Genomic DNA, 20,036 nt, shown 5'->3' with positions numbered 1-20,036 from the left:
GTCCGTCATAAACCAGATAACCCTGGGTAATCTCGCCAGCGACGAAGGACCGCTCCATCCACGCCAGCGTGGCGGGTGACAAATGATAAACCGGGTAGTAGCGCGCGGCATGCGCGCCGTTTCCGTCGGAAAAATCCACCCGCAGTTTCACATGCGGCGATACCGACTTGTCAAAAGGAACGCGCATGCTTAATTTTCCGTTCCCGCGGCCGTCCGCGCTCGTCACGCGTAAATCGTTGCCATTGATCAACCAGTGATCGGTGGATTTTTCCCAGCCGAGGTCGCCGCTGACGCGCTGTGCCACAAGCGGGGTACGGAACAGTTGCGGAAGCGATACCGCCACGTTGGTCGAATCCAGCTGCAGACTCCCGGCGTTGCGCGACAGTGACAGATGGCCGTGCAAACCCCGAACACCCGGGTATTTCTGGTAGGGGAGAACGACGCCGTTGCCGATATCCGCTTCCAAGAAAAAATCCTCGGGCGCCGCCCAGTCGCCGTTAACACGGAGATTAAAATTGTCGACCGCGCCTTCGGGTTTGCTGGCGAGCCAGAAATCCAGGAAACTGTTCGGCGCTGCGGCATCTTTTTTCTCAATTTCGACGATTTCGCTTTTCATGCGCGCAACGAAACTCGTGATGTCGCCGATATCCAGATGCTTGACCTGGACCTGGCTTTCCTCCGGCTGATGCACGATGCGCAGATGACCGGCGGCCCAGGTGGCGCCCGTCAAACCGATCGTGGGATTAGCCACGTCGAGACGCCAGCCCTCACGCTTGGCCTGCCAGCTTAAATCACCGCCCGCCTCGCGAATCCCGAGCGGCGAGTCCCACCCCGAGATAGGCAGCCGAAGGCCCGCGACACGCACGTTGCCCCGGACTGAAACGGGACGACTCTGCTCCCATTCGGACCACAGCTGCACGGTGAATTTCCCACGGAAGGCGGACGGCAATTTCTCGCGCGCGACCAGCGGCAATGTGCTGACGTTCACTTCCCCCGCGCGCAGGTAAATTTCACCGCTCCACTCCGGCGAGCTCAGCGGATTGCCCGTGATATCGAAAATGAGCGAACAATCACGACATATCTCGGGAGGAAAATCGGCACTGAAATCGAGGCGGTGACGTTCGCCGCTGTTCTGAAGATTCAGGTTGACATGCGAAAAGTGCACGGCTGAGTCGGTTTCCCGGTGATCGAACCATTGCAGTTCGCCGTTCTCGATTTCGAGACGACCCTGCTGGAACAGCCAGCTGAGGAATTTCTCGCCTTCACCGCCTTCGCCGGCATGCAGTGGGTCGAATCCAGAAATGCGGAAGCGCCCGTCCTTCAGCCGCTCGAGCGCCAGGTTCGGTTTGACCACGACCAGGCTGTTGATCTCCAGTTTGCCCCAGAGCAGCGGCAACAGCGCAAGGCTGATCCTGACTTCGCTCAGTCGGATCGCCGGCTGACGTCCGTCGGCGGCGTATACCTGCATCCCATTCGCCTGGGCACCGGGATGCAGACCGTCCCAATAGGCAAGCAGCGATTCAATGTGAACCTGACGGCCGGAACGCTGACTCAGATACTGCTCAAGATCGGGTTTACGCTCCTCCAGCATCGGCAGCAGGAAACGTGCGACGGTAAAAACAATCGCGAGCAGCACCAGCATCGCCGCCGAGGCGTAAAGGGTCCAGCGGCTGACGCGCAGCGTCCAGTGGCCGATATGGAAGGCGTAGCGTTGTAACCGTTTCTTCATGTCGGGAGCGATCTCCGCGTACGGGCGTTCAGGACATCCATAGGGCTATTCTGCCGCATCCGCACTCAAAGCAGAAAATAGGGGAATAACGAGAATCTGACTCATTCGATGCCGGTGTTTCCCGGAAGTTTCCTGTCCTGTGCGTGGCGGGAATCAAGATTACATCAGTACCACGTCGTATTGTTCCTGGGCGTAGGTCGGGTCGACCTTGAGCTGGATAGGCTTGCCGATGAACTCCTGAAGCTTCACGAGACTGCCGGCCTCTTCGTCAAGCAACAGGTCGATGACCGTCTGGGAGGCCAGCACCATGTACTCGTCGGCGCCGTACTGACGCGCCTCGCGCAGGATTTCCCGGAAGATCTCATAACATACGGTCTGCGGCGTTTTCACCATCCCGCGCCCCTCGCAGACCGGGCAGGGATGGCACAGGACGTGCTCCAGGCTTTCGCGCGTGCGCTTGCGCGTGAGTTCCACCAGTCCCAACGGCGACATCTCGGTCATGGTCACCTTGGTACGGTCGCGCGCGAGCGCCCGTTCCAGGGCACGCAGCACCTGGCGCTTGTGCTCGGCTTCCGTCATGTCGATGAAATCGATGATGATCATGCCGCCCAGGTTGCGCAGCCGCAGCTGGCGGGCGATCGTTTGAGCCGCCTCGAGATTGGTCTTGAATAGCGTCTCTTCCAGATTGTGGCGGCCGACGTAGGCGCCGGTGTTCACGTCGATGGTGGTCATGGCCTCGGTCTGATCCAGGACCAGATAGCCGCCGGACTTGAGCATCACCTTGCGATCGAGCGCCTTCTGGATTTCGTCCTCGACGGAATACAGATCGAAAATAGGCCGTTCGCCCGGATAATGCTCGATGCGGTCGGCGACTTCCGGAATGAATTCGATGCCGAAATCGCGCGCCTTGATGAAAATCTCGCGCGAATCGATGCGTATCTTCTCGACGTTGCCGCGCACCAGGTCGCGCATGGCGCGCAGCGCGAGCGGCAGGTCCTCGTGAACCAAGCTCCGGACTGTCGCGGTGCGAATTCGCTCCTGACAGACGGCCCACACACGGCGCAGATAACGGATATCGGTTTCGATCTCCTCCTCGGCCGCGGTCTCGGCCAGCGTGCGCAGGATGTAACCGCCCCCCTCCGCACCTTCCGGCATGGCGGATTGCACCAGCGTGCGCAGGCGCTCGCGTGTCGCCTCGTCACCGATCTTCTGCGAGATGCCGATATGCTTGCTATACGGCATGAATACAAGATAGCGTGCCGGCAACGTAATCTGCATGGTCAGGCGCGCGCCCTTGGTGCCGATCGGATCCTTGACCACCTGCACGACAATCTCCTGTCCGTCCTGCAGCAATTCGTGAATCGGCGGTGACACGCCTGTGCCGGTTTCGACGGTGACGGCGAAACGGATGTCGGAGGCATGCAGAAACGCCGTGCGTTCGAGCCCGACGTCCACAAACGCCGCCTGCATACCCGGAAGAATCCGGACCACCTTACCTTTATAAATGTTTCCGACGATTCCGCGGCTGCGCGTGCGCTCGATGTGGACTTCCTGCAATACGCCGTTTTCGACGACCGCGACACGAGTTTCCTGCGGCGTGACATTGATGAGAATTTCCTCGCTCACGCGCCACCTGCCTCAGTCTTGCGCAGAATGTCGTCCAGTTCGTACAGCGGCAAGCCCATCACGCCGGAATAGCTGCCCTCCAGTTTCGCGATAAACGTCGCAGCGCGCCCTTGAATCGCGTAGGCGCCGGCCTTGCCCACGGGTTCGCCGGTTTTCCAGTATTGCTCGATTTCCGTTGGCGTCAACGGGCGGAACGTCACATGGCTCGTATTCAGCGCTGAATATTCCCGCTCGCGATTCCACACGCAGATGGCGGACAGGACTTCATGCGTGCGGCCGGCCAAGCGCCGCAGGATGGCCATGCCATGCGCCGCGTTTTCCGGCTTGCCCAGGATTTCGCCGTCGAGCACCACCTCCGTGTCCGCGCCCAGTACCGGGAAAACCGGCAGGCCGCGTTCTCGCACCAGCCTGGCCACGAATTGCGCCTTGTCGCGCGCCACCCGCAAGACATAGTCGGCGGGCGATTCACCCGCCTGACGCACCTCGAGAATATTGGACGGCATCACTTCAAATTCAACGCCAAGCTGGCGCAGCAGTTCCTGCCGTCGAGGAGAAGCGGAAGCCAGGTAGATCATAGTTCTTACTATCTGTCCTATTTGTCTTTTAGTCGAGCCGCCTGCGGCTGCGTTTACTTATGGGTGGCTAACCCACAGCTACTAATGTTGTGTGCGCTCCGCACACGATTGAAAAGCTAATGGCGGGTGGCTCCGCCCCTGCACCCTGGGTCGCTTTTCTTTGCTTGCCCAAAGAAAAGCGACGAAAAGAAAGGGCACCCCCTGGTCGGCGCCGGCTTCGCCGGTTTCACTCGGCACATCCCTGTGCCTCGCCCTTCGGGCAGCCTGTAAACCGGCTGTGCAAATCGGCAATCCTGCCGATTTGTCCTCGCGCCGCGTTTGCCTCAGGGGGTGCGCCGACGCGACGTCCCTGTCGCGGCGGCGCACGCACACGATCCCTCGCTCGCCCCTTTGGGCCTGCGCTTCGGCTACACGCGTCGCTCGGCTTGACCAAGGGGGTTTTTAAAAAACCCGTATGGCACGCGCGCGCATCGCCAGCCTTTGCCCGCCAGCCCGAAGGGCCGCGGGCAGGAGGCCCGCGGGTTGCGCGCCGCGACAGGGACGTCGCGTCGCGCAACCGCACGGCAAAGGCGCGAAGCGCAGCGAGCTGTCGTGCCATCCGGGGCGTGCTTTCTTTGGTTTCTTTCTTTACACGAGCAAAGAAAGAAACCCGCCCGCGGTGCGGGGAACCGCAAGTAAAAACACCGCCGCAGGCGGCTCGACTGTACTCTACCGATGATACGGCAGATTATTAATGATGCTCCAGGCGCGATACAACTGTTCGGCCAGCACCACACGCACCACCGGATGCGCCAGGGTAAGCTTGGACAATGCCCAACTTTCGTTGGCCTGCTTGAGGCATTCCGGCGCCAGCCCTTCCGGCCCGCCGATCAGCAACGCTAGATTCTCGCCGCTGGCGAGTCGTTTCTCCAGTTCAGCAGCAAGCGCTTCCGTGTCTAACTGCTTGCCGTTTCGGTCGAGCGCGACAAGACGCGCGCTCGAGGGAACGACGGCAAGCTGGCGTTGTCCTTCCTGTTCAATAAGACGCCGGAGATCGGCGCCCTTGGCGCGCCGGCCGGCGGGAATCTCATGCAACACCAGGCGGCATTCGCGTGGCAGGCGTTTGGCGTACTCCTGATATCCCGCCTCGACCCAGGCCGGCATGCGGTTGCCGATGGCAATAATATGGATTTGCATGATGTATCTTGAACCGCCAAGAAACCAAAAAACTAGAATTTATTTTTTTGCCGTTTTCATTTTTCTTGGCGACCTTGGCGTTTTGACGGTTTCCTTGTGCTTGCCGGGTTTAACGCGCTTGGCGTCGGACCAGAGCTTTTCAAGGTTGTAGAAATCGCGCGTCTGCTCGCGCATGATATGCGCGACCACGTCACCGAAGTCGATCAGCACCCAGTCACCGATCTGCTTGCCTTCGATACCCACGGGCCGCACGCCGTGGCCACGCAATGTTTCCACGACTTTGTCGGCGCTGGACTGCACATGCCGGTTCGAGGTTCCCGTGGAGATCACCATGTAGTCCGTGAAATCGCTGATCTTGCGGACATCGAGTACCGCGATGTCCTGCGTCTTGGCGTCCTCCAGGGCATTCTGGATCCACTGCTGGGTCTTCTTGGCTTTGGCAACTTTGGGCATCAGTTTCCCCGATTGACGTAAACACGGTTGGCGCGAATGTACTCGAACACCACGGACGGCAGCCACGCTTCCGCCGGTTCGCCGCGCGCCAGCGCCTCGCGAATCCGCGTCGCGGAAATGTCCTGTGGCGTGACTGCCTGAAAGTAAATCTTTCCGGCGCTGGCCTGAGCGAGCTGCGACGTCTCGCGTACCAGGCGGTCTCGTACCCACGGTGGCAATCTCTCGCCGGCCGGAAATTCCCAACCGGGCCGTGTCATCACGATAAAATGCGCCAGTTCCGGCAGGCGCTGCCACTGATGCCAGGTCTCGATGCCCTCGAAGGCATCCAGCCCCATCAACAGGCACAGCGGCCGCTCGCCGAATTCCCGACGCAGGGATTCCAGCGTCAGCACGGTATAGGAAGGCCCTCCGCGTCTGAACTCGCGGTCATCCACCGTGAACCCCGGGGCGCCCGCCACGGCCAGTTCAACCATGCGCAGGCGTTGCTCGGACGTGGCCACCGGTGGCCGGCGGTGTGGCGGGTTGGCGGCGGGAATGACGCGAATCTCCGCCAGATCGAGGGCGCGCAGGACTTCCTGCGCCGGACGCAAATGGCCGTAGTGAATGGGATCAAAGGTACCGCCAAGAATGCCGATGGATTGCACTTACTATTTTGAATTTCAGATTTCTGATTTCAGATTAGGTACCAGAAATTTCGAAATCTGCAATCCGAGATTCCGCGGTTATTTGCGGACATGCCCATCCCCGAGCACGACGAATTTCACCGATGTCAGTCCTTCAAGTCCAACCGGTCCGCGCGCGTGCAGCTTGTCGGTGGAGATGCCGATCTCGGCGCCGAGGCCATATTCAAAGCCGTCGGCAAAACGCGTCGAGGCGTTGACCATCACGGAACTGGAATCCACCTCGCGCAGGAACCGGCGCGCGTGGGTGATGTCCTCGGTCACGATGGCGTCGGTATGCGCGGAGCCATAGCGTGCGATGTGATCGATGGCCTCGTCCACATTCTCGACCACGCGGATCGACAGGATCGGAGCTAGATACTCCGTGTACCAATCTTCTTCGGTGGCGGTTTTGATACCGGAGAGAATTTTGCGCGTGGCCTCGCAGCCACGCAGCTCAACGCCTTTCTCATGGTACATCTTGCCAAGCACCGGCAGGACTTGGCCGGCCACGCCGCGCGCGACCAGCAGTGTCTCCATGGTATTGCACGTGCCGTAGCGCTGGGTCTTGGCGTTGAATGCCACCTTCACCGCCTTATCCATGTCGGCCGTGTCGTCGATATACACATGACACACGCCGTGCAAATGCTTGATGACGGGAATCGTGGCCTCGGTGCTGATGCGTTCAATGAGGCTCTTTCCGCCGCGCGGTATGATGACGTCCACGTATTCCTTCAGGCGGATCAGTTCGCCCACCGCGGCGCGATCGGCGGTCTCGACCACCTGCACGGCGTCCTCGGGTAGACCGGCCTGCTTGAGGCCAGTCTGGATACAGACCGCAATGGCCCGGTTCGAATGAATCGCCTCGCTGCCACCCCGCAAAATCGAAGCGTTCCCGGATTTGAGACACAGGCCTGCCGCGTCGGCGGTCACGTTCGGACGCGATTCATAGATGATGCCGATCACGCCGAGCGGCACGCGCATGCGTCCGACCTGGATGCCGGAAGGACGGTAATTCAAATCGGTGATCTCGCCGACCGGATCGGGAAGCAATCCGATCTGGCGCAGGCCTTCGGCCATGGACTTGATGCGCGCGGCATTGAGCTCGAGCCGGTCGAGCATGGCGGAATCGAGCCCCTGGGCCTTGCCCGCCTCAAGGTCTTTTTTGTTCGCTGCGATCAATGCATCGGTCTGGCGCTCGATTTCAGCCGCCATCGCCGTCAAGGCGCTGTCTTTCGCCGCGGTTTCGGCGCGCGACATGGCGCGCGCGGCAACGCGCGCGCGCTGCCCGACCTCGCGCATGTAGCGCTTGATATCCGTGCCGCTTGCCTGTTGGGATGCCGTCTTCATGCGTCGCTATTCATCGTCACTTAAGAATCAAATCGTGCAGGTGCTTGGCTTCAGCCCGCTCATACCCAGCGCCAGGCACTGCAATTCCTGCCATACGTCACCCGCGCCGCGGCCTTTCAAGATACGATCGGTCCGCGCGGCGCGGCGCAGCAGATCCTGCGCGGCCTCGGGCGACAGGCGCTTGAGCGCGGCGCTCATCAGCGGCTTGCGCTTGGCCCATACCCGGCGCGTATCGAGCACCCGCATCACCGACTGTCCGGCCGCCACCATCGCCGCCATCTGCGAAAGTTCACGCGCCTCGCGCGCCAGTGCCCACAGAATCAGGATCGGTTCAACACCTTCGCCGCGCAGGCTGTCGAGAATCCGCGCAACCGCTACCGGCTCGCCGCGCAGGCTAGCGTCGGCCAACGCAAAAACATTGTAACGGGCATTGTCGCTGAGATTCCCTTCGATGTCATCCAGACCCACTTCGGCCGCGCCAAACAACATGGCCAGTTTGTCGATTTCCTGCGCGCAAGCGAGCAGATTTCCCTCCATCAGGTGCGCCAACAGATCCACCACGCCCGGGCCGGGCCGGAGGCCTTGCATCTCCATGCGCCGGCGTATCCACGTCGGCCATTGCGCCGCCTCCGGCGGATAAACGGCGATGACCGCGCCGGCGCTCTCCAGCGCCTTGACCCATTTGGTTTCGCGCGTCTGCTTGTCGAGCTTGCCGCCGCTCACGACAAACACGGTATCGGCGGGCGGCCGCGCCGCGATCTCCATGAGAACCTTGGCCCCGGGTTCGCCCGGTTTTCCGGTGGGCAGTCGCAACTCTATCAGCCTGCGTTCGGAGAAGAGCGACAACGATTGGGTGGAGTTGAAAAGCCCGTTCCAGTCAAAACCGCTTTCCACCGTCAGCACCTGACGCTCGAGGTAACCGGCGGCATGTGCCGCGTCGCGGATCGCGCGGGTGCATTCTTCCACGAGCAGATGTTCTTCGCCGTACACAAAATAAATCGGCGCGAGTCCGCGCTTGAGGTGGCTCAGCAGCTGATCAGCGCTGATCTGCATGACTGTCCATTGGCGCGATGCGCGACAAGCGCCGCAGGATTTGCTGTGCCGCGTCGCGCTGCATCTCGCGCCGCAGTTCCTGCTCTTCCCTTTCCTTGGCGAGCACATTCAGGCGGTCGAAGGTAAGATCGCGCTGCACCCTGACCGTCTGGGATTCCGCCAGCGCCTTGCCATCCTTGCCGGTCAGCCGGAAACTCACTTCATACTTCAGCAGGTATTCATCCGCCTTGCCGGTGGAGCTCACGGACAACAACTGACTGTCGGAACGTTCGCCATAAAGGACCAGCAGCGGTGCATCGCCGGTATCCTCGATCTGCACGTCCGTCTGCGTACGCAGGGCGTTTTTCATCGCCACGAGCAGCGGGTCGTTCTGTTGCTGATTGTTCTCCACCATGACCCGCAGCGTGGAAAGCATGGGCGGGAACTCGACCTTGCCGGTTCCGCGCAGATGAAAACCACAAGAAACCAGTAACAAGTTGCAAGTGGCAAGTAGCAAGAGAAAAGCACTCCTGCTTCTATTACTTGCTGCGTTACACACGCTACTTGCCACTTTTATGCCACCACAATGTTCACAAGTTTGCCCGGCACCACGATCACCTTTTTCACCACCTTGCCGCCGACATGGCGCGCCACACCCTCGTCCGCCAGCGCGATCTCGCGCACCTTGTCTTCCTTCGCGTCCACGGGAACCGCGACCCGTCCGCGCAGCTTGCCGTTCACCTGCACCACGATTTCGAGGCTGTCCTGTTTCAACGCCGCGGGGTCCGCCTGCGGCCAGCGTGCGTCCACCACCGCCTCGCGGTGCCCCAACGCCATCCACAACGCATGGGTAATGTGCGGCACGATCGGCGCGAGTGCAAGCGTGATGAATTCGAGCGCCTCGTGGCACACCGCCTGCGCCAGCTCCGACGTGTCACCGTGCCTGGACAACGCGTTTGACAACTCCATGACCGAGGCCACGACCGTATTGAACGTGCGCCGCCGGCTGATGTCATCGGTTACCTTGGCGAGCGTCTGGTGCGACTGCCGCCGCAAGTCGCGCAGGGCCGGCGGAAGATTGGAAAAATCGGCCCTGGCTGGAAGACCAGCGCTCACGTGTTCGGCGACCAGTTTCCAGAGACGGCGCAGGAAGCGGTTCGCGCCGGCCACACCTTCGTCTGACCATTCGAGCGACATCTCCGGCGGCGCGGCGAACATGATGAACAGGCGCGCGGTGTCCGCGCCGTACTGATCGATCAGCGACTGCGGATCCACGCCGTTATTTTTCGACTTCGACATGGTGCCGATGCCGCTTGACTCGACCGGCTGGCCGTCGCTCTTCAGTACCGCGCCGGTGCGGACACCCTTGTCATCGAACTTCAACTCGACGTCGGCCGGGTTGTAGTAAACCACGCGTCCGCTGGCGGGCTTGCGGAAGAAGATTTCATTCAGCACCATGCCCTGAGTCAGCAGGCGCGCGAACGGCTCGTCGCCCTGCACCAGTCCGGTGTCACGCATCACCTTCCACCAGAAACGTGAGTACAGCAGGTGCAGGATCGCGTGCTCGATGCCGCCGATGTACTGGTCCACCGGCATCCAGTATTTCACGCGTGCGTCCACCATCGCGGCCCCGTTGTCCGCGCAGCAGTAGCGCGCGTAATACCAGGACGAGTCCACGAAGGTGTCCATGGTGTCGGTCTCGCGCCGCGCCGGCTGGCCGCACTGGGGGCAGGAACAGTTTATAAAATCCGCGCGCTTGTTGAGCGGGTTGCCGCTGCCGTCGGGCACACAGTCCTCCGGCAACACTACCGGCAGGTCCTTGTCGGGCACCGGGACGTCGCCGCAGCGGTCGCAATGAATAATAGGTATCGGGCAACCCCAGTAACGCTGGCGCGAAATGCCCCAGTCGCGCAGGCGCCACATCACCTGCTTGTCGCCGAGGCCCTTGGCCTTGAGGTCCGCGGCGATGGCATTCACAGCTTCGGCGTGATTTAGGCCATCGTACTTACCGGAGTTACATAAGAGCACTTCGTCGGGAGATTTTGATGCGTACCACTCTTTCCACTTCTTATCGTCAAAGTATCGGTCCGGGTACTCGGATCGTGGAAATTTATTCTTTAGCTCGGGACTATAAACGACCGTATTTTCAAGCACCTGTTTAATTGGCAAACCATACTTATTGGCAAATTCGAAATCGCGCTCGTCGTGCGCCGGCACCGCCATCACCGCGCCATCGCCGTAGCCCATGAGCACGTAGTTGCCGACCCATACCGATACCGGCTCGCCGGTGAGCGGATGGGTCACATTGACGCCGGTGGGCATACCCTTCTTTTCGATGGTGGCGAGATCGGCCTCCATCACCGTCCCGCGCTTGCATTCGTCGATGAAGGCGGCAAGCGTAGGATTATTTTTTGCAGCGTATGTCGCGAGCGGATGCTCGGCCGCGACGGCACAGAAAGTCACGCCCATGATCGTGTCGGCGCGCGTGGTGAACACCCAGAGCCTTTCTTCCTTGCCATCGATCCGGTACGTAAAGGCGAAGCGCACGCCCACGCTCTTGCCAATCCAGTTGGCCTGCATGGTGCGTACGCGCTCCGGCCACTCGGGGAGTTTTTCCAGATCGGCCAGCAATTCGTCGGCGTATTTCGTGATCGCGAGGTAGTACATCGGGATCTCGCGCTTCTCGACCACGGCGCCGGTGCGCCAGCCGCGGCCGTCGATCACCTGCTCGTTGGCAAGCACGGTCTGATCCACCGGGTCCCAGTTGACGACGCCGGTTTTCTTGTAGGCGATGCCCTTCTCCAGCATGCGCAGGAACAGCCACTGGTTCCATCGATAGTAATCCGGGCGACAGGTGGCCAGTTCCCGGCTCCAGTCGATCGCGAAGCCAAGCGACTTCAGCTGCTGCTTCATGTACGCAATGTTGTCGTAGGTCCATTTCGCCGGCGGCACGTTGTTCGCGATCGCGGCGTTCTCGGCCGGGAGTCCAAAGGCATCCCAGCCCATCGGCTGCAGGACATTGCGCCCCTGCATGCGCATGAAGCGCGTGAGTACGTCACCGATGGTATAGTTGCGCACGTGACCCATGTGCAGCTTGCCGGAGGGGTACGGGAACATCGACAGGCAGTAGAATTTCTCCCGCTGCGGGTCTTCCACGGCCTTGAACGTCTGGTGCTTGTCCCAGTATTCCTGGGCGTCTTTTTCTACTTTTTCGGGAAGGTATTGCTCGTCCATTGAATCTTCACGCTTCGGCTGAATGCTGGGAAGGCTGAAGGATACCGTAATTCGGGGGTTTCGTCTTTTCGATGGTCTCGCGCGCCTTGCGCGCGATCTCAAAAACTACTTGTGGGTGGCTGACCCACGGCAGGTTCCTTTTCTTTGCTCGTGCAAAGAAAAGGAACCAAAAGATAGCACGCCCCGGAGCGCGCGACTTCTCCTTCGTACCCGGAGTGCGCCGAATCACGGCGCACCCGTTCGGCGGCATGGAAGTCCACCGGACTTCCATGACTACTCCGCCTCACCCTCGCCCCACCGGGCGCTCGCCAACTCGCCGGGCGCAAAATACGCGCCTCGGGCTCAAACACGGGCTCGCTTGAATACTCCCGGTGGGGCTGCGGTACTCGGCGCGCGCTACGGGGATTTGAAAACACCAGCAGGTGGCACCGTATTTTTTTAACCCCGTATGGTGCACCCGAGCACCGCAAGGCTTTGGGCGAGCGCCCCGAAGGGGTCGCGCACAGGGATGTGCGCGACGGGCCCACGAGGCAGGATGCCTCGTTGGGACAGCGCCGGGACCCAAAGCCGCGGAGGCGAGGGAGTCTTTGCGCCATCCGGGGTGTCCTTCTCTTTGGTGACTTTCTCTTGGACAAGCAAGAGAAAGTCACCTGCCGTGGGTCAGCCACCCACAAGTAGCCTTTAAAAACAAAAGCCGCCTTTCGGCGGCTTTTGATCATTCAAAACCTGGATCCCCGCCTTCGCGGGGATGACGGCAACTCCCCCTCAAGGGGAGAAGAAATAAAATTTACTTGGCCTTCGCGTCGTATTTCTCAATCACCTTCTGCGTCAAATCCATCCCCTCCTCGGCATAGAGCACACTTCCCTCGGAGGCATCGAGCACGAGATGGAGCTTCATTTCCTTGGCGACATCGGCAACGACAGCCTTGATATCCGCGACCGATTTACTGGCGTACTCGTTGTCCTTCTTGCTGACGGCCTGCTTGGCCTCGCCGACCATCTTCTGGTAGGCATCGGCCTTTTCCTGGAACGCTTTCTGCTTTTCCAGTTTCTGCGCGTCGGTCAACAGCAGCTGTTCCTTCTGGAACACCTGCTGCATCGCCTGAAGCTTGCTTTCCTCGCCGGCAAGCGCGCTTTCCTTTTCCTTAATCAGCTTGTCGAGGTCGGCCTTGTTGCGCTTGCCAACCTTGCTTTCAAGAAGCACCTTATGGAGGTTTACATAACCGACGGCCGGTTTTTCCGCGGCGGAGACAACACCGGCAAAAAACATGATTAGCAGGGTAAAATAAGCGAACTTTTTCATTGCTCTTTCCTTGGGATGATTGTCTGACCCACGGTTCACGGGGCGGGCCGCATCATATCATTCCATGACGATGCGTGCAGCCAGCCGCATGAGAATGAAAAATCCTTTTGGCCGGGAGCTAACGACAAGTACTGTCAGGTGGGGAACGGAGAACGGGATTCAGCCTATGGTCAGGCGTGCTCCGCTTTTGAGAAAGCTTTCAAACTGATCCGCCGGCAGCGGTTTGCTGAGGAAGTAGCCTTGCATCGCGTCGCAACCGTGCTCACACATGAAGTTCAGCTGCTCCTTGGTCTCCACGCCTTCGGCGACCACCTTGAGCCCGAGACTGTGGGCCATGGTAATGATGGTGCTCGCGATCGCAGCATCGTCGGCATCGCCGGGGATGTCGCGCACGAACGACTGGTCGATTTTCAGCACGTCGATCGGGAACCGCTTGAGATAGCTCAGACTGGAATAACCGGTGCCGAAATCGTCAATCGATATCCGCATATCCATGGCCTTGAGCTCGCGCAGGGTATTGATGGAAGACTCCGCCTGCTGCATGACGAGGCCTTCGGTAATTTCCAGATCCAGATAAAGGGGGTTGAGGCCAGTCTCCTGCAGAATATGATAGATGGATGCCGGCAGGTCACGCTGGTGAAATTGCCGGGACGAAAGATTGACCGCCACGTGGAGCGATGGGAAACCCAGTTTTTGCCAGGCGCGGCACTGCAAACAGGCGGTACGCAACACCCATTCGCCGATGGGGATGATGAAGCCAGTTTCCTCGGCGAGCGGGATGAACTGTGCCGGTGAAATCATCCCGCGCACGGGATGCTTCCAGCGCAGCAATGCCTCCATGCCGACGATGCGCCCTGATTTACCTTCGGCGATCGGCTGATAGTGCAGGGATAACTCGCCCCGGTCGAGCGCGGACCGCAGGTCGGTTTCGAGCGACAACCGCTCGGTGGCCCTGGCGGTCATTTCCGCGACGTAAAACTGGAAGTTGTTCTTGCCGGATTCCTTGGCGCGGTACATGGCCACATCGGCGTTGCGCAGCAGATCCTGAGCGCCCCTATCGTCGAAGGGATACAGGGTAATCCCCATGCTCGCCGTCACGAAAAGTTCATGTCCGGCGACGAGAAACGGCTGCCGGAACACATCGAGGATTTTCTGGGCGACACGGACGGCGTCATCCACGTGCCCCATGTCGGCCAGCACCAGCGCAAATTCATCGCCGCTCAGACGCGCGACGGTGTCGCCACGGCGTATCGCGCCACTCAGGCGTATGGCGACTTCCCGGAGGAGAAGATCCCCTTTTCCATGGCCAAGACTGTCATTGATGTACTTGAAGCGGTCCAGATCGAGGAAGGCAACACCCACCAGCCGCTCATTGCGGTCAGCGTCGGCCATGGTCTGCTCCAGGCGCTCGATGAACTGCACGCGGTTGGGAAGGTTCGTGAGGCTGTCGAAATGGGCGAGCTGTTTCAGACGCCCTTCGCTGTGTTTAAGTTCGGTGATATCGCGCGTGATGCTCAGCATGACCGGAGGCCCGCCCCGGTCATTGGGCATGGCGACGGAGTGTGTTTCCATCCACCGATGCTTGCCCTTGAATCCGATCATCTCGAATTCCATTTTACCCTTGTTGCCACGCAGGACATTTTCGATAAAGGCGCGGAAAGGTTCACGGTACTCCGGCAGCAGCAGACCGAATATAGACTTGCCGATCACCTGCTCGGGCCGGCTGGCCTCGATCATGGCCAGTCCCGCCGCGTTCATTTGCAACAGCGTGCCGTCCGCGGCGACGATCTTGACGCATTCCGGCTCCGCATCGACGATGGCACGCAGCTGGTTCTCGCTGCGTCGCAATGCTTCTTGCGCGCGCTTATGTTCGATCATTGAACCCAGCTGGGCCGCAATACTGGAGACGATGCCGGTGAGATGCTTGTCTTCATTGCGCGCCTCGCGCACGAAAAACTCCAGCACCGCGATCACGTCGTTACCCGCCATCACCGGAATACCCAACGCCGCCAGCAAGCAGGCCTGAGACGCCGCCTGGGCGCGCGGGAAATTTCCTTCCTGCTTCACATCACGCACCCACACCGGTTTTTTTGATGTCCAAACCCGTCCGGGAAGTCCGCTGCCAGGCGCAAACGTCATGTCGAGGCTCGCCTTTCTGAAAGGCTCCAGTCCCGAGGCGCTCGTATGCCATGCCGGCACGCATTCGATGCGGCCGGTCTCGCCCAGCATCCACGCCTGTCCCACGAGCCAGCCGGTGGATTCGCATACCTTGCGCAACACCACTTCGAGCGCGGAGTACAGATCGTCCGCCTCGCCGACCGCCACCGTCATGCTCTGAAACAGGCGCACCTCGTCTTCGGCGCGCTGGCGCTCGATCATCTGCGCTTTCAGGGTCGCGTTGACGGCCGTCAGGTTGGATACATGCATGGCGCGGCTCTTCAGAAAGCCGATCATCAGCGCCATCGCCGGTGTCGTCACCGCCCACATCGCGACGCGCGAAAAATTCTCGCCGGCATAATGGAAAGGCTGACCGGGGATGGAAAAGAAATACGCGAAATACAACCATGCCATCGCGGCGCTCGCCATGCCGGATGCCATTCCGCCGTAGAACGCGGAGAACGCCACGACGAGCAGGAGAATGGCCGGCGGGTTGGGAATCTTGAATCCGACCCGCAACAGAATCTCGATGAACGCCACGACGCTCGCGGCCAGTAACGGCCCAGTGAGATTCCGCCAAATATTCGGCTTGGCTGAATACAGTTCCTGTCCTGTGATGGCCATGTCCGCTCCGGCAACCGTTTTCATGCTGGTGCTGCCTTGTTACCTTATAATAGGTCAGTCAAGAAGGTCAGCAAGAACCGTGCCCGCTCGCGGGTGCTGGTCAATAGGCCATTAAGATCAGGGCATTTTGGCCGGTCTTTTCTGGGCACGGGTTGCCATCGCGGCGGCGGCCGCCATGAGAAACACCCACAACACAATGGGCCAGTTCCCGAGCCGCACATAGGGGGTTGCCCCCTGCATGGGCTGCACCGATGCCGTCAGCGCATGGATCTGAAACTGCGGCGAGCGCGCCATGACATCGCCATGATGATCGATCGCCACGGACGGCCCGGTATTGGCGGCGCGCAGCAAGGGACGGCCGGTTTCGAGCGCGCGCATGCGCGCCATCTGAATGCGCTGGTGCGGCGCCAGCGAATCGCCGAACCAGGCGTCTTCACTCACGTTCACCAGCAGGGTCGCGGACGGCAAAGTGCGGATCACTTCTTCGCCAAAGGCATCTTCGTAACAGACCGACACGCCGATCTTCTGGCCGGCGGCGAACAATGGCGGCTGATTCGGCGCACCGGAGCTGAAATCCGACATGGGTATCTGGAGGTTCCGCATCAGCCAGGAAAACAGCGGCTCCAGAGGCGGGTATTCGCCGAAGGGCACGAGATGCTGCTTACGATAAATGCCCGGTTGCGGGCTGATACTCACCACGCTGTTGTAGTAATGATGTTTGTCCTTGTCGCGTTCCACCACACCGAGCAGAAAATCCACGCGCGCCGCGTGACTGACCCGGCGCAGGCCTTCGAGATAGCCCGAATCGATTTCATCCAGATACGCCGGGACCGCCGACTCCGGCCAGATGATCAGATCCGATTTCGGGGCCGCGGCGCTCAGCGCCGCGTAGCGGCTCATGATGGCGGCCCGGCTATCCGGGCGCCACTTGCTGTCGAGCGGCACGTTCCCCTGAATGAGCGTGACTTGCAAAGGCTTGCCGGCCGGTTGCACCCATTCGACTTTCCCGGCAAGCCAACCGCCGATCCAGACGGCGGCGAACAACGGCAGGACGAATTTGAGAAATTTTTCCGACGTGTGTGTGCCCCAAGCGAGCAAGCCGGCGCTCAGCGCACAGAAAAAACTCACGCCATACACACCCAGCCACGGCGCATAACCGGCGAGCGGACTGATCACCTGACTGTAACCCAGATTGAGCCAGGGAAAGCCGGTAAGAAACCAGCCGCGAATCCATTCGAACAGCACCCAGAGCGCGGGTAACAACACCATCGCATGCCAGGCGCCACGCGCCAAAAAAAAACGCGCCTGTAACCAGCCGCACAAGGCCGGATAAAGCGCGAGTCCGGTGACGAACAACAGCACCGCCAGACCGGCGAGCGGCGCGGGCATGTTGCCATAATGGTGCATGCTGACATAGACCCACGACACGCCGAGGCCGAACATGCCCGCTCCGTACAGGAAACCGCGGAAGGCCGCGCGTCCCGGAGAAGCGTCCGACCACAACACAAACAGCAAAGCGGGTGACAGCACGGCGAGCGGGAACAGATCGAACGGCGCGAACGCGAGCGGGAGCAACAGACCGGCGGCCAACGCCGCCGCGTCGGCCGCGGCCGGTGGAAAACGGAAAGGCCTGCTACTTGGCTTTTTGCCGGTCTGCTTGTTCAACCGGAGTCACTTTCAGGAGATAAACGCGGCGGCTGTCGGCGCGCAGCACCTCGAAACGCCAGGTATCGATGTCAATTTTCTCGCCGCGCCGCGGGACATGTCCGAGACGGCTCATGACCAGACCGCCTACGGTATCGATTTCCTCGTGCGCGAGCTGACTGCTGAGACGCGTATTGAAATCGGCCAGCGTCACCAGCGCCTTGACCACGTATTCGCCGCCGTCGCGCGGCATGATCATGACGTCGTCTTCGATGTCGTACTCGTCCGCGATCTCACCCACGATCTGCTCCAGCACATCCTCGATGGTCACCAGTCCCGCCACCCCGCCGTATTCGTCCACGACTATCGCCATGTGGTTACGGCTGGTGCGAAACTCGCGCAATAGCACGTTCAGGCGCTTGCTTTCCGGCACGAACACCGCCGGCCGCAGCATGTCGTGGACATTGAATTGGGCGCGTTTTTTCTTGTCAAGAAACAGATAACGTAAAAGGTCCTTGGCGAGCAGAATGCCGACCACCTTGTCCTTGTCCCCGTCCACCATGGGGAAGCGCGAGTGGCCGGACTCGATCAACATCGGCAGGTAGCCCTCGGGCGGGCTGTTCTTGTCCACGACGTCCATCTGCGAACGCGGCACCATGATGTCCCGGACCTTCATCTCGGCGACCTGGAGCACGCCTTCGATCATGTCGAGCGAATCGCGATCGAGCAGATCGCGCTTGGCGGAATCGCGCAGGACATCGATCAGGTCGTCGCGCGTGGCCGGCTCGCCGAGCAGCGCATGACTCAATCGGTCCAGCAGCGAGCGCGGCGCGGCCGCCGTATCGCCGGTGGCGCCCGTCTTGTCTTCGTTTTTATCGTTCATTGAATATAGGGGTTGGCGTAACCCAGTTCCTTGAGCAGGCGGATTTCCATTTTTTCCATCACCGCGGCGTCCTGCCGCTTCCGGTGATCGTAACCGCGCAGGTGCAGTATACCGTGAACCACCATGTGCGCCCAATGGGCATTCACGGGTTTACGTTGTGCGTGCGCCTCGCGCCGCACCACCGGCGCGCAGATAACCAGATCGCCGAGGATGTCGCTGCGTGTGCCGGGCGGCGCCTCGAAAGGAAACGACAGGACATTGGTCGGATTAGACTTGCGCCGGAATCGACCATTGAGCGACGCCGATTCCGCGTCTCCCACGATGCGCAACCCGAGCGCCACGCGCCGGCGTCGCAGACCCTTCAGGGCGACATGCGCCCAGCGGCGCAGGGCGGAATCCGCGGGCAGTCCGGCGCGCGCCACACCGTACTGCACGCTCAATCGCAGTTTCATGCTTCGTTTTTCTTGCTGCGTAATTTCTCGGCCGCGTTCTCGTGCGTTTCGTAGGCCTCGACAATCTTCTGCACCAGCGCGTGGCGCACGACGTCCTGCGGAGTGAAATGCGTGAAGGTAATGCCTTCGACATTACGCAGGATTTCCATCGCCTCTTTGAGGCCGGACAGCTGGGTGCGGCGCAAATCGATCTGGGTGATATCGCCGGTAATCACCGCGGTGGTGCCGAAGCCGATGCGCGTGAGGAACATTTTCATCTGCTCCGCGGTGGTATTCTGCGCCTCGTCCAGAATGATGAAGGATTCGTTGAGCGTGCGGCCGCGCATGTAAGCGAGCGGCGCGAGTTCAATAATATTTTTCTCCAGCAGGCGCGCCACCTTCTCGAAGCCCAGCATTTCGTGCAACGCGTCATACAACGGGCGCAGATAAGGATCGATCTTCTGCTCGAGGTCGCCGGGCAGGAATCCCAGGCGTTCGCCGGCCTCCACCACCGGCCGCACCAGCAGAATCCGTTGCACGCGGCTGGTCTCGAGCGCCTCGACAGCGCAGGCCACGGCCAGGTAGGTCTTGCCGGTGCCGGCCGGGCCGATGCCGAAATTGATGTCGTGGGTCAGGATGTGACGGATGTACTGACGCTGGCGCGGACCGCGTCCGCGGACGATGCGCTTGGGCGTGCGCAGCGTGGTTTCGCGATCCTCTTCTTCCTCCGGGCCACGCAGCGCGAATTTCTGCAGCATGACATGCACGCCGGCCAGCGTCAGGACCTCGTCACTCTTGGTGACGTCATAGAGATCTTTCAGCAGTTGCGACGCGGCGCTGCTTTCCTCCGGCGCACCGGTCACGCGAAAGACATTGCCGCGATTGGCGATCTCGACGCCCATGTATTCTTCGATCTGCTTGATGTGCTCGTCGTGGCTACCGCACAGGCTGGCGAGCCGGCGATTGTCCGCGGGAGTAAGGCTGAATTCGATGTGGCTGGGTTTCGGTTTCAAACGCGTGTTGCCATCCTGGAAGAAGTTAATGTTATTAAGGAAGTTCTGAATTATTTAATTTGAACCGCCAAGGACGCCAAGAACGCAAAGAGAAAAGAGTATTGAACATCAAAGAGAAAAACTTGGCGTCCTTGGCGGTTAAGAACA

Annotated in this window: 16 protein-coding genes; all 16 read right to left on the bottom strand. The window is 60.4% G+C overall.

The window, feature by feature from the left end:
- Positions 1-1,729: YhdP family protein (locus ACC569_RS01355; RefSeq protein ID WP_372521692.1), on the bottom strand; the 1,729-nt coding region annotated here is incomplete at its 3' end.
- A gap of 159 nt (positions 1,730-1,888) precedes the next feature.
- Positions 1,889-3,355 carry a ribonuclease G gene (gene rng, locus ACC569_RS01350; RefSeq protein WP_372521691.1) on the bottom strand — a complete coding sequence of 489 codons (1,467 nt, stop codon included), beginning with the start codon at positions 3,353-3,355 and terminating at the stop codon, positions 1,889-1,891.
- On the bottom strand, positions 3,352-3,930 hold the full coding sequence (locus ACC569_RS01345) for a nucleoside triphosphate pyrophosphatase (RefSeq protein WP_372521690.1): 579 nt from the start codon (positions 3,928-3,930) through the stop codon (positions 3,352-3,354). Before ACC569_RS01345 ends, rng begins: the two co-directional genes overlap by 4 nt.
- 708 nt (positions 3,931-4,638) lie before the next feature.
- A complete protein-coding gene (rlmH, locus tag ACC569_RS01340) occupies positions 4,639-5,106 on the bottom strand; it encodes a 23S rRNA (pseudouridine(1915)-N(3))-methyltransferase RlmH (RefSeq protein WP_372521689.1) in 468 nt (155 codons plus the stop codon).
- Positions 5,107-5,145: 39 nt separating this feature from the next.
- The gene (rsfS, locus tag ACC569_RS01335) at positions 5,146-5,559 is read right to left on the bottom strand and encodes a ribosome silencing factor (RefSeq protein WP_372521688.1); all 414 of its coding nucleotides are present in this window, start codon (positions 5,557-5,559) and stop codon (positions 5,146-5,148) included.
- A complete protein-coding gene (gene nadD, locus ACC569_RS01330; protein WP_372521687.1) occupies positions 5,559-6,203 on the bottom strand; it encodes a nicotinate-nucleotide adenylyltransferase in 645 nt (214 codons plus the stop codon). The genes rsfS and nadD overlap by 1 nt, the downstream gene beginning before the upstream one ends.
- Before the next feature lie 78 nt (positions 6,204-6,281).
- Positions 6,282-7,568: a glutamate-5-semialdehyde dehydrogenase gene (locus tag ACC569_RS01325; protein WP_372521686.1), complete on the bottom strand. Its 1,287-nt coding sequence runs from the start codon at positions 7,566-7,568 to the stop codon at positions 6,282-6,284.
- A 27-nt stretch (positions 7,569-7,595) separates the two neighbouring features.
- The gene (gene holA, locus ACC569_RS01320) at positions 7,596-8,621 is read right to left on the bottom strand and encodes a DNA polymerase III subunit delta (protein WP_372521685.1); all 1,026 of its coding nucleotides are present in this window, start codon (positions 8,619-8,621) and stop codon (positions 7,596-7,598) included.
- On the bottom strand, positions 8,605-9,096 hold the full coding sequence (gene lptE, locus ACC569_RS01315) for an LPS assembly lipoprotein LptE (RefSeq protein WP_372521684.1): 492 nt from the start codon (positions 9,094-9,096) through the stop codon (positions 8,605-8,607). The genes holA and lptE overlap by 17 nt, the downstream gene beginning before the upstream one ends.
- Before the next feature lie 77 nt (positions 9,097-9,173).
- Positions 9,174-11,834, bottom strand: coding sequence for a leucine--tRNA ligase (gene leuS, locus ACC569_RS01310; protein WP_372521683.1), 2,661 nt, complete (start codon positions 11,832-11,834; stop codon positions 9,174-9,176).
- A 787-nt stretch (positions 11,835-12,621) separates the two neighbouring features.
- On the bottom strand, positions 12,622-13,137 hold the full coding sequence (locus ACC569_RS01305; RefSeq protein WP_372521682.1) for an OmpH family outer membrane protein: 516 nt from the start codon (positions 13,135-13,137) through the stop codon (positions 12,622-12,624).
- 159 nt (positions 13,138-13,296) lie between these two features.
- A complete protein-coding gene (locus ACC569_RS01300; RefSeq protein WP_372521681.1) occupies positions 13,297-15,942 on the bottom strand; it encodes an EAL domain-containing protein in 2,646 nt (881 codons plus the stop codon).
- Between the two features lie 93 nt (positions 15,943-16,035).
- Positions 16,036-17,583, bottom strand: coding sequence for an apolipoprotein N-acyltransferase (gene lnt, locus ACC569_RS01295; RefSeq protein WP_372521680.1), 1,548 nt, complete (start codon positions 17,581-17,583; stop codon positions 16,036-16,038).
- On the bottom strand, positions 17,552-18,445 hold the full coding sequence (locus ACC569_RS01290) for an HlyC/CorC family transporter (RefSeq protein WP_372521679.1): 894 nt from the start codon (positions 18,443-18,445) through the stop codon (positions 17,552-17,554). The genes lnt and ACC569_RS01290 overlap by 32 nt, the downstream gene beginning before the upstream one ends.
- The gene (ybeY, locus tag ACC569_RS01285; RefSeq protein ID WP_372521678.1) at positions 18,442-18,897 is read right to left on the bottom strand and encodes an rRNA maturation RNase YbeY; all 456 of its coding nucleotides are present in this window, start codon (positions 18,895-18,897) and stop codon (positions 18,442-18,444) included. The genes ACC569_RS01290 and ybeY overlap by 4 nt, the downstream gene beginning before the upstream one ends.
- On the bottom strand, positions 18,894-19,889 hold the full coding sequence (locus ACC569_RS01280; RefSeq protein ID WP_372521677.1) for a PhoH family protein: 996 nt from the start codon (positions 19,887-19,889) through the stop codon (positions 18,894-18,896). The genes ybeY and ACC569_RS01280 overlap by 4 nt, the downstream gene beginning before the upstream one ends.
- Positions 19,890-20,036: the final 147 nt, after the last annotated feature.

Origin of the sequence: Sulfuricaulis sp., from assembly GCF_041499725.1 — a bacterium.
GTDB lineage: Bacteria > Pseudomonadota > Gammaproteobacteria > Acidiferrobacterales > Sulfurifustaceae > Sulfuricaulis.
The sequence above is the reverse complement of the archived record's forward strand: the minus strand, read 5'-3'. Positions and strand labels throughout refer to the sequence as shown.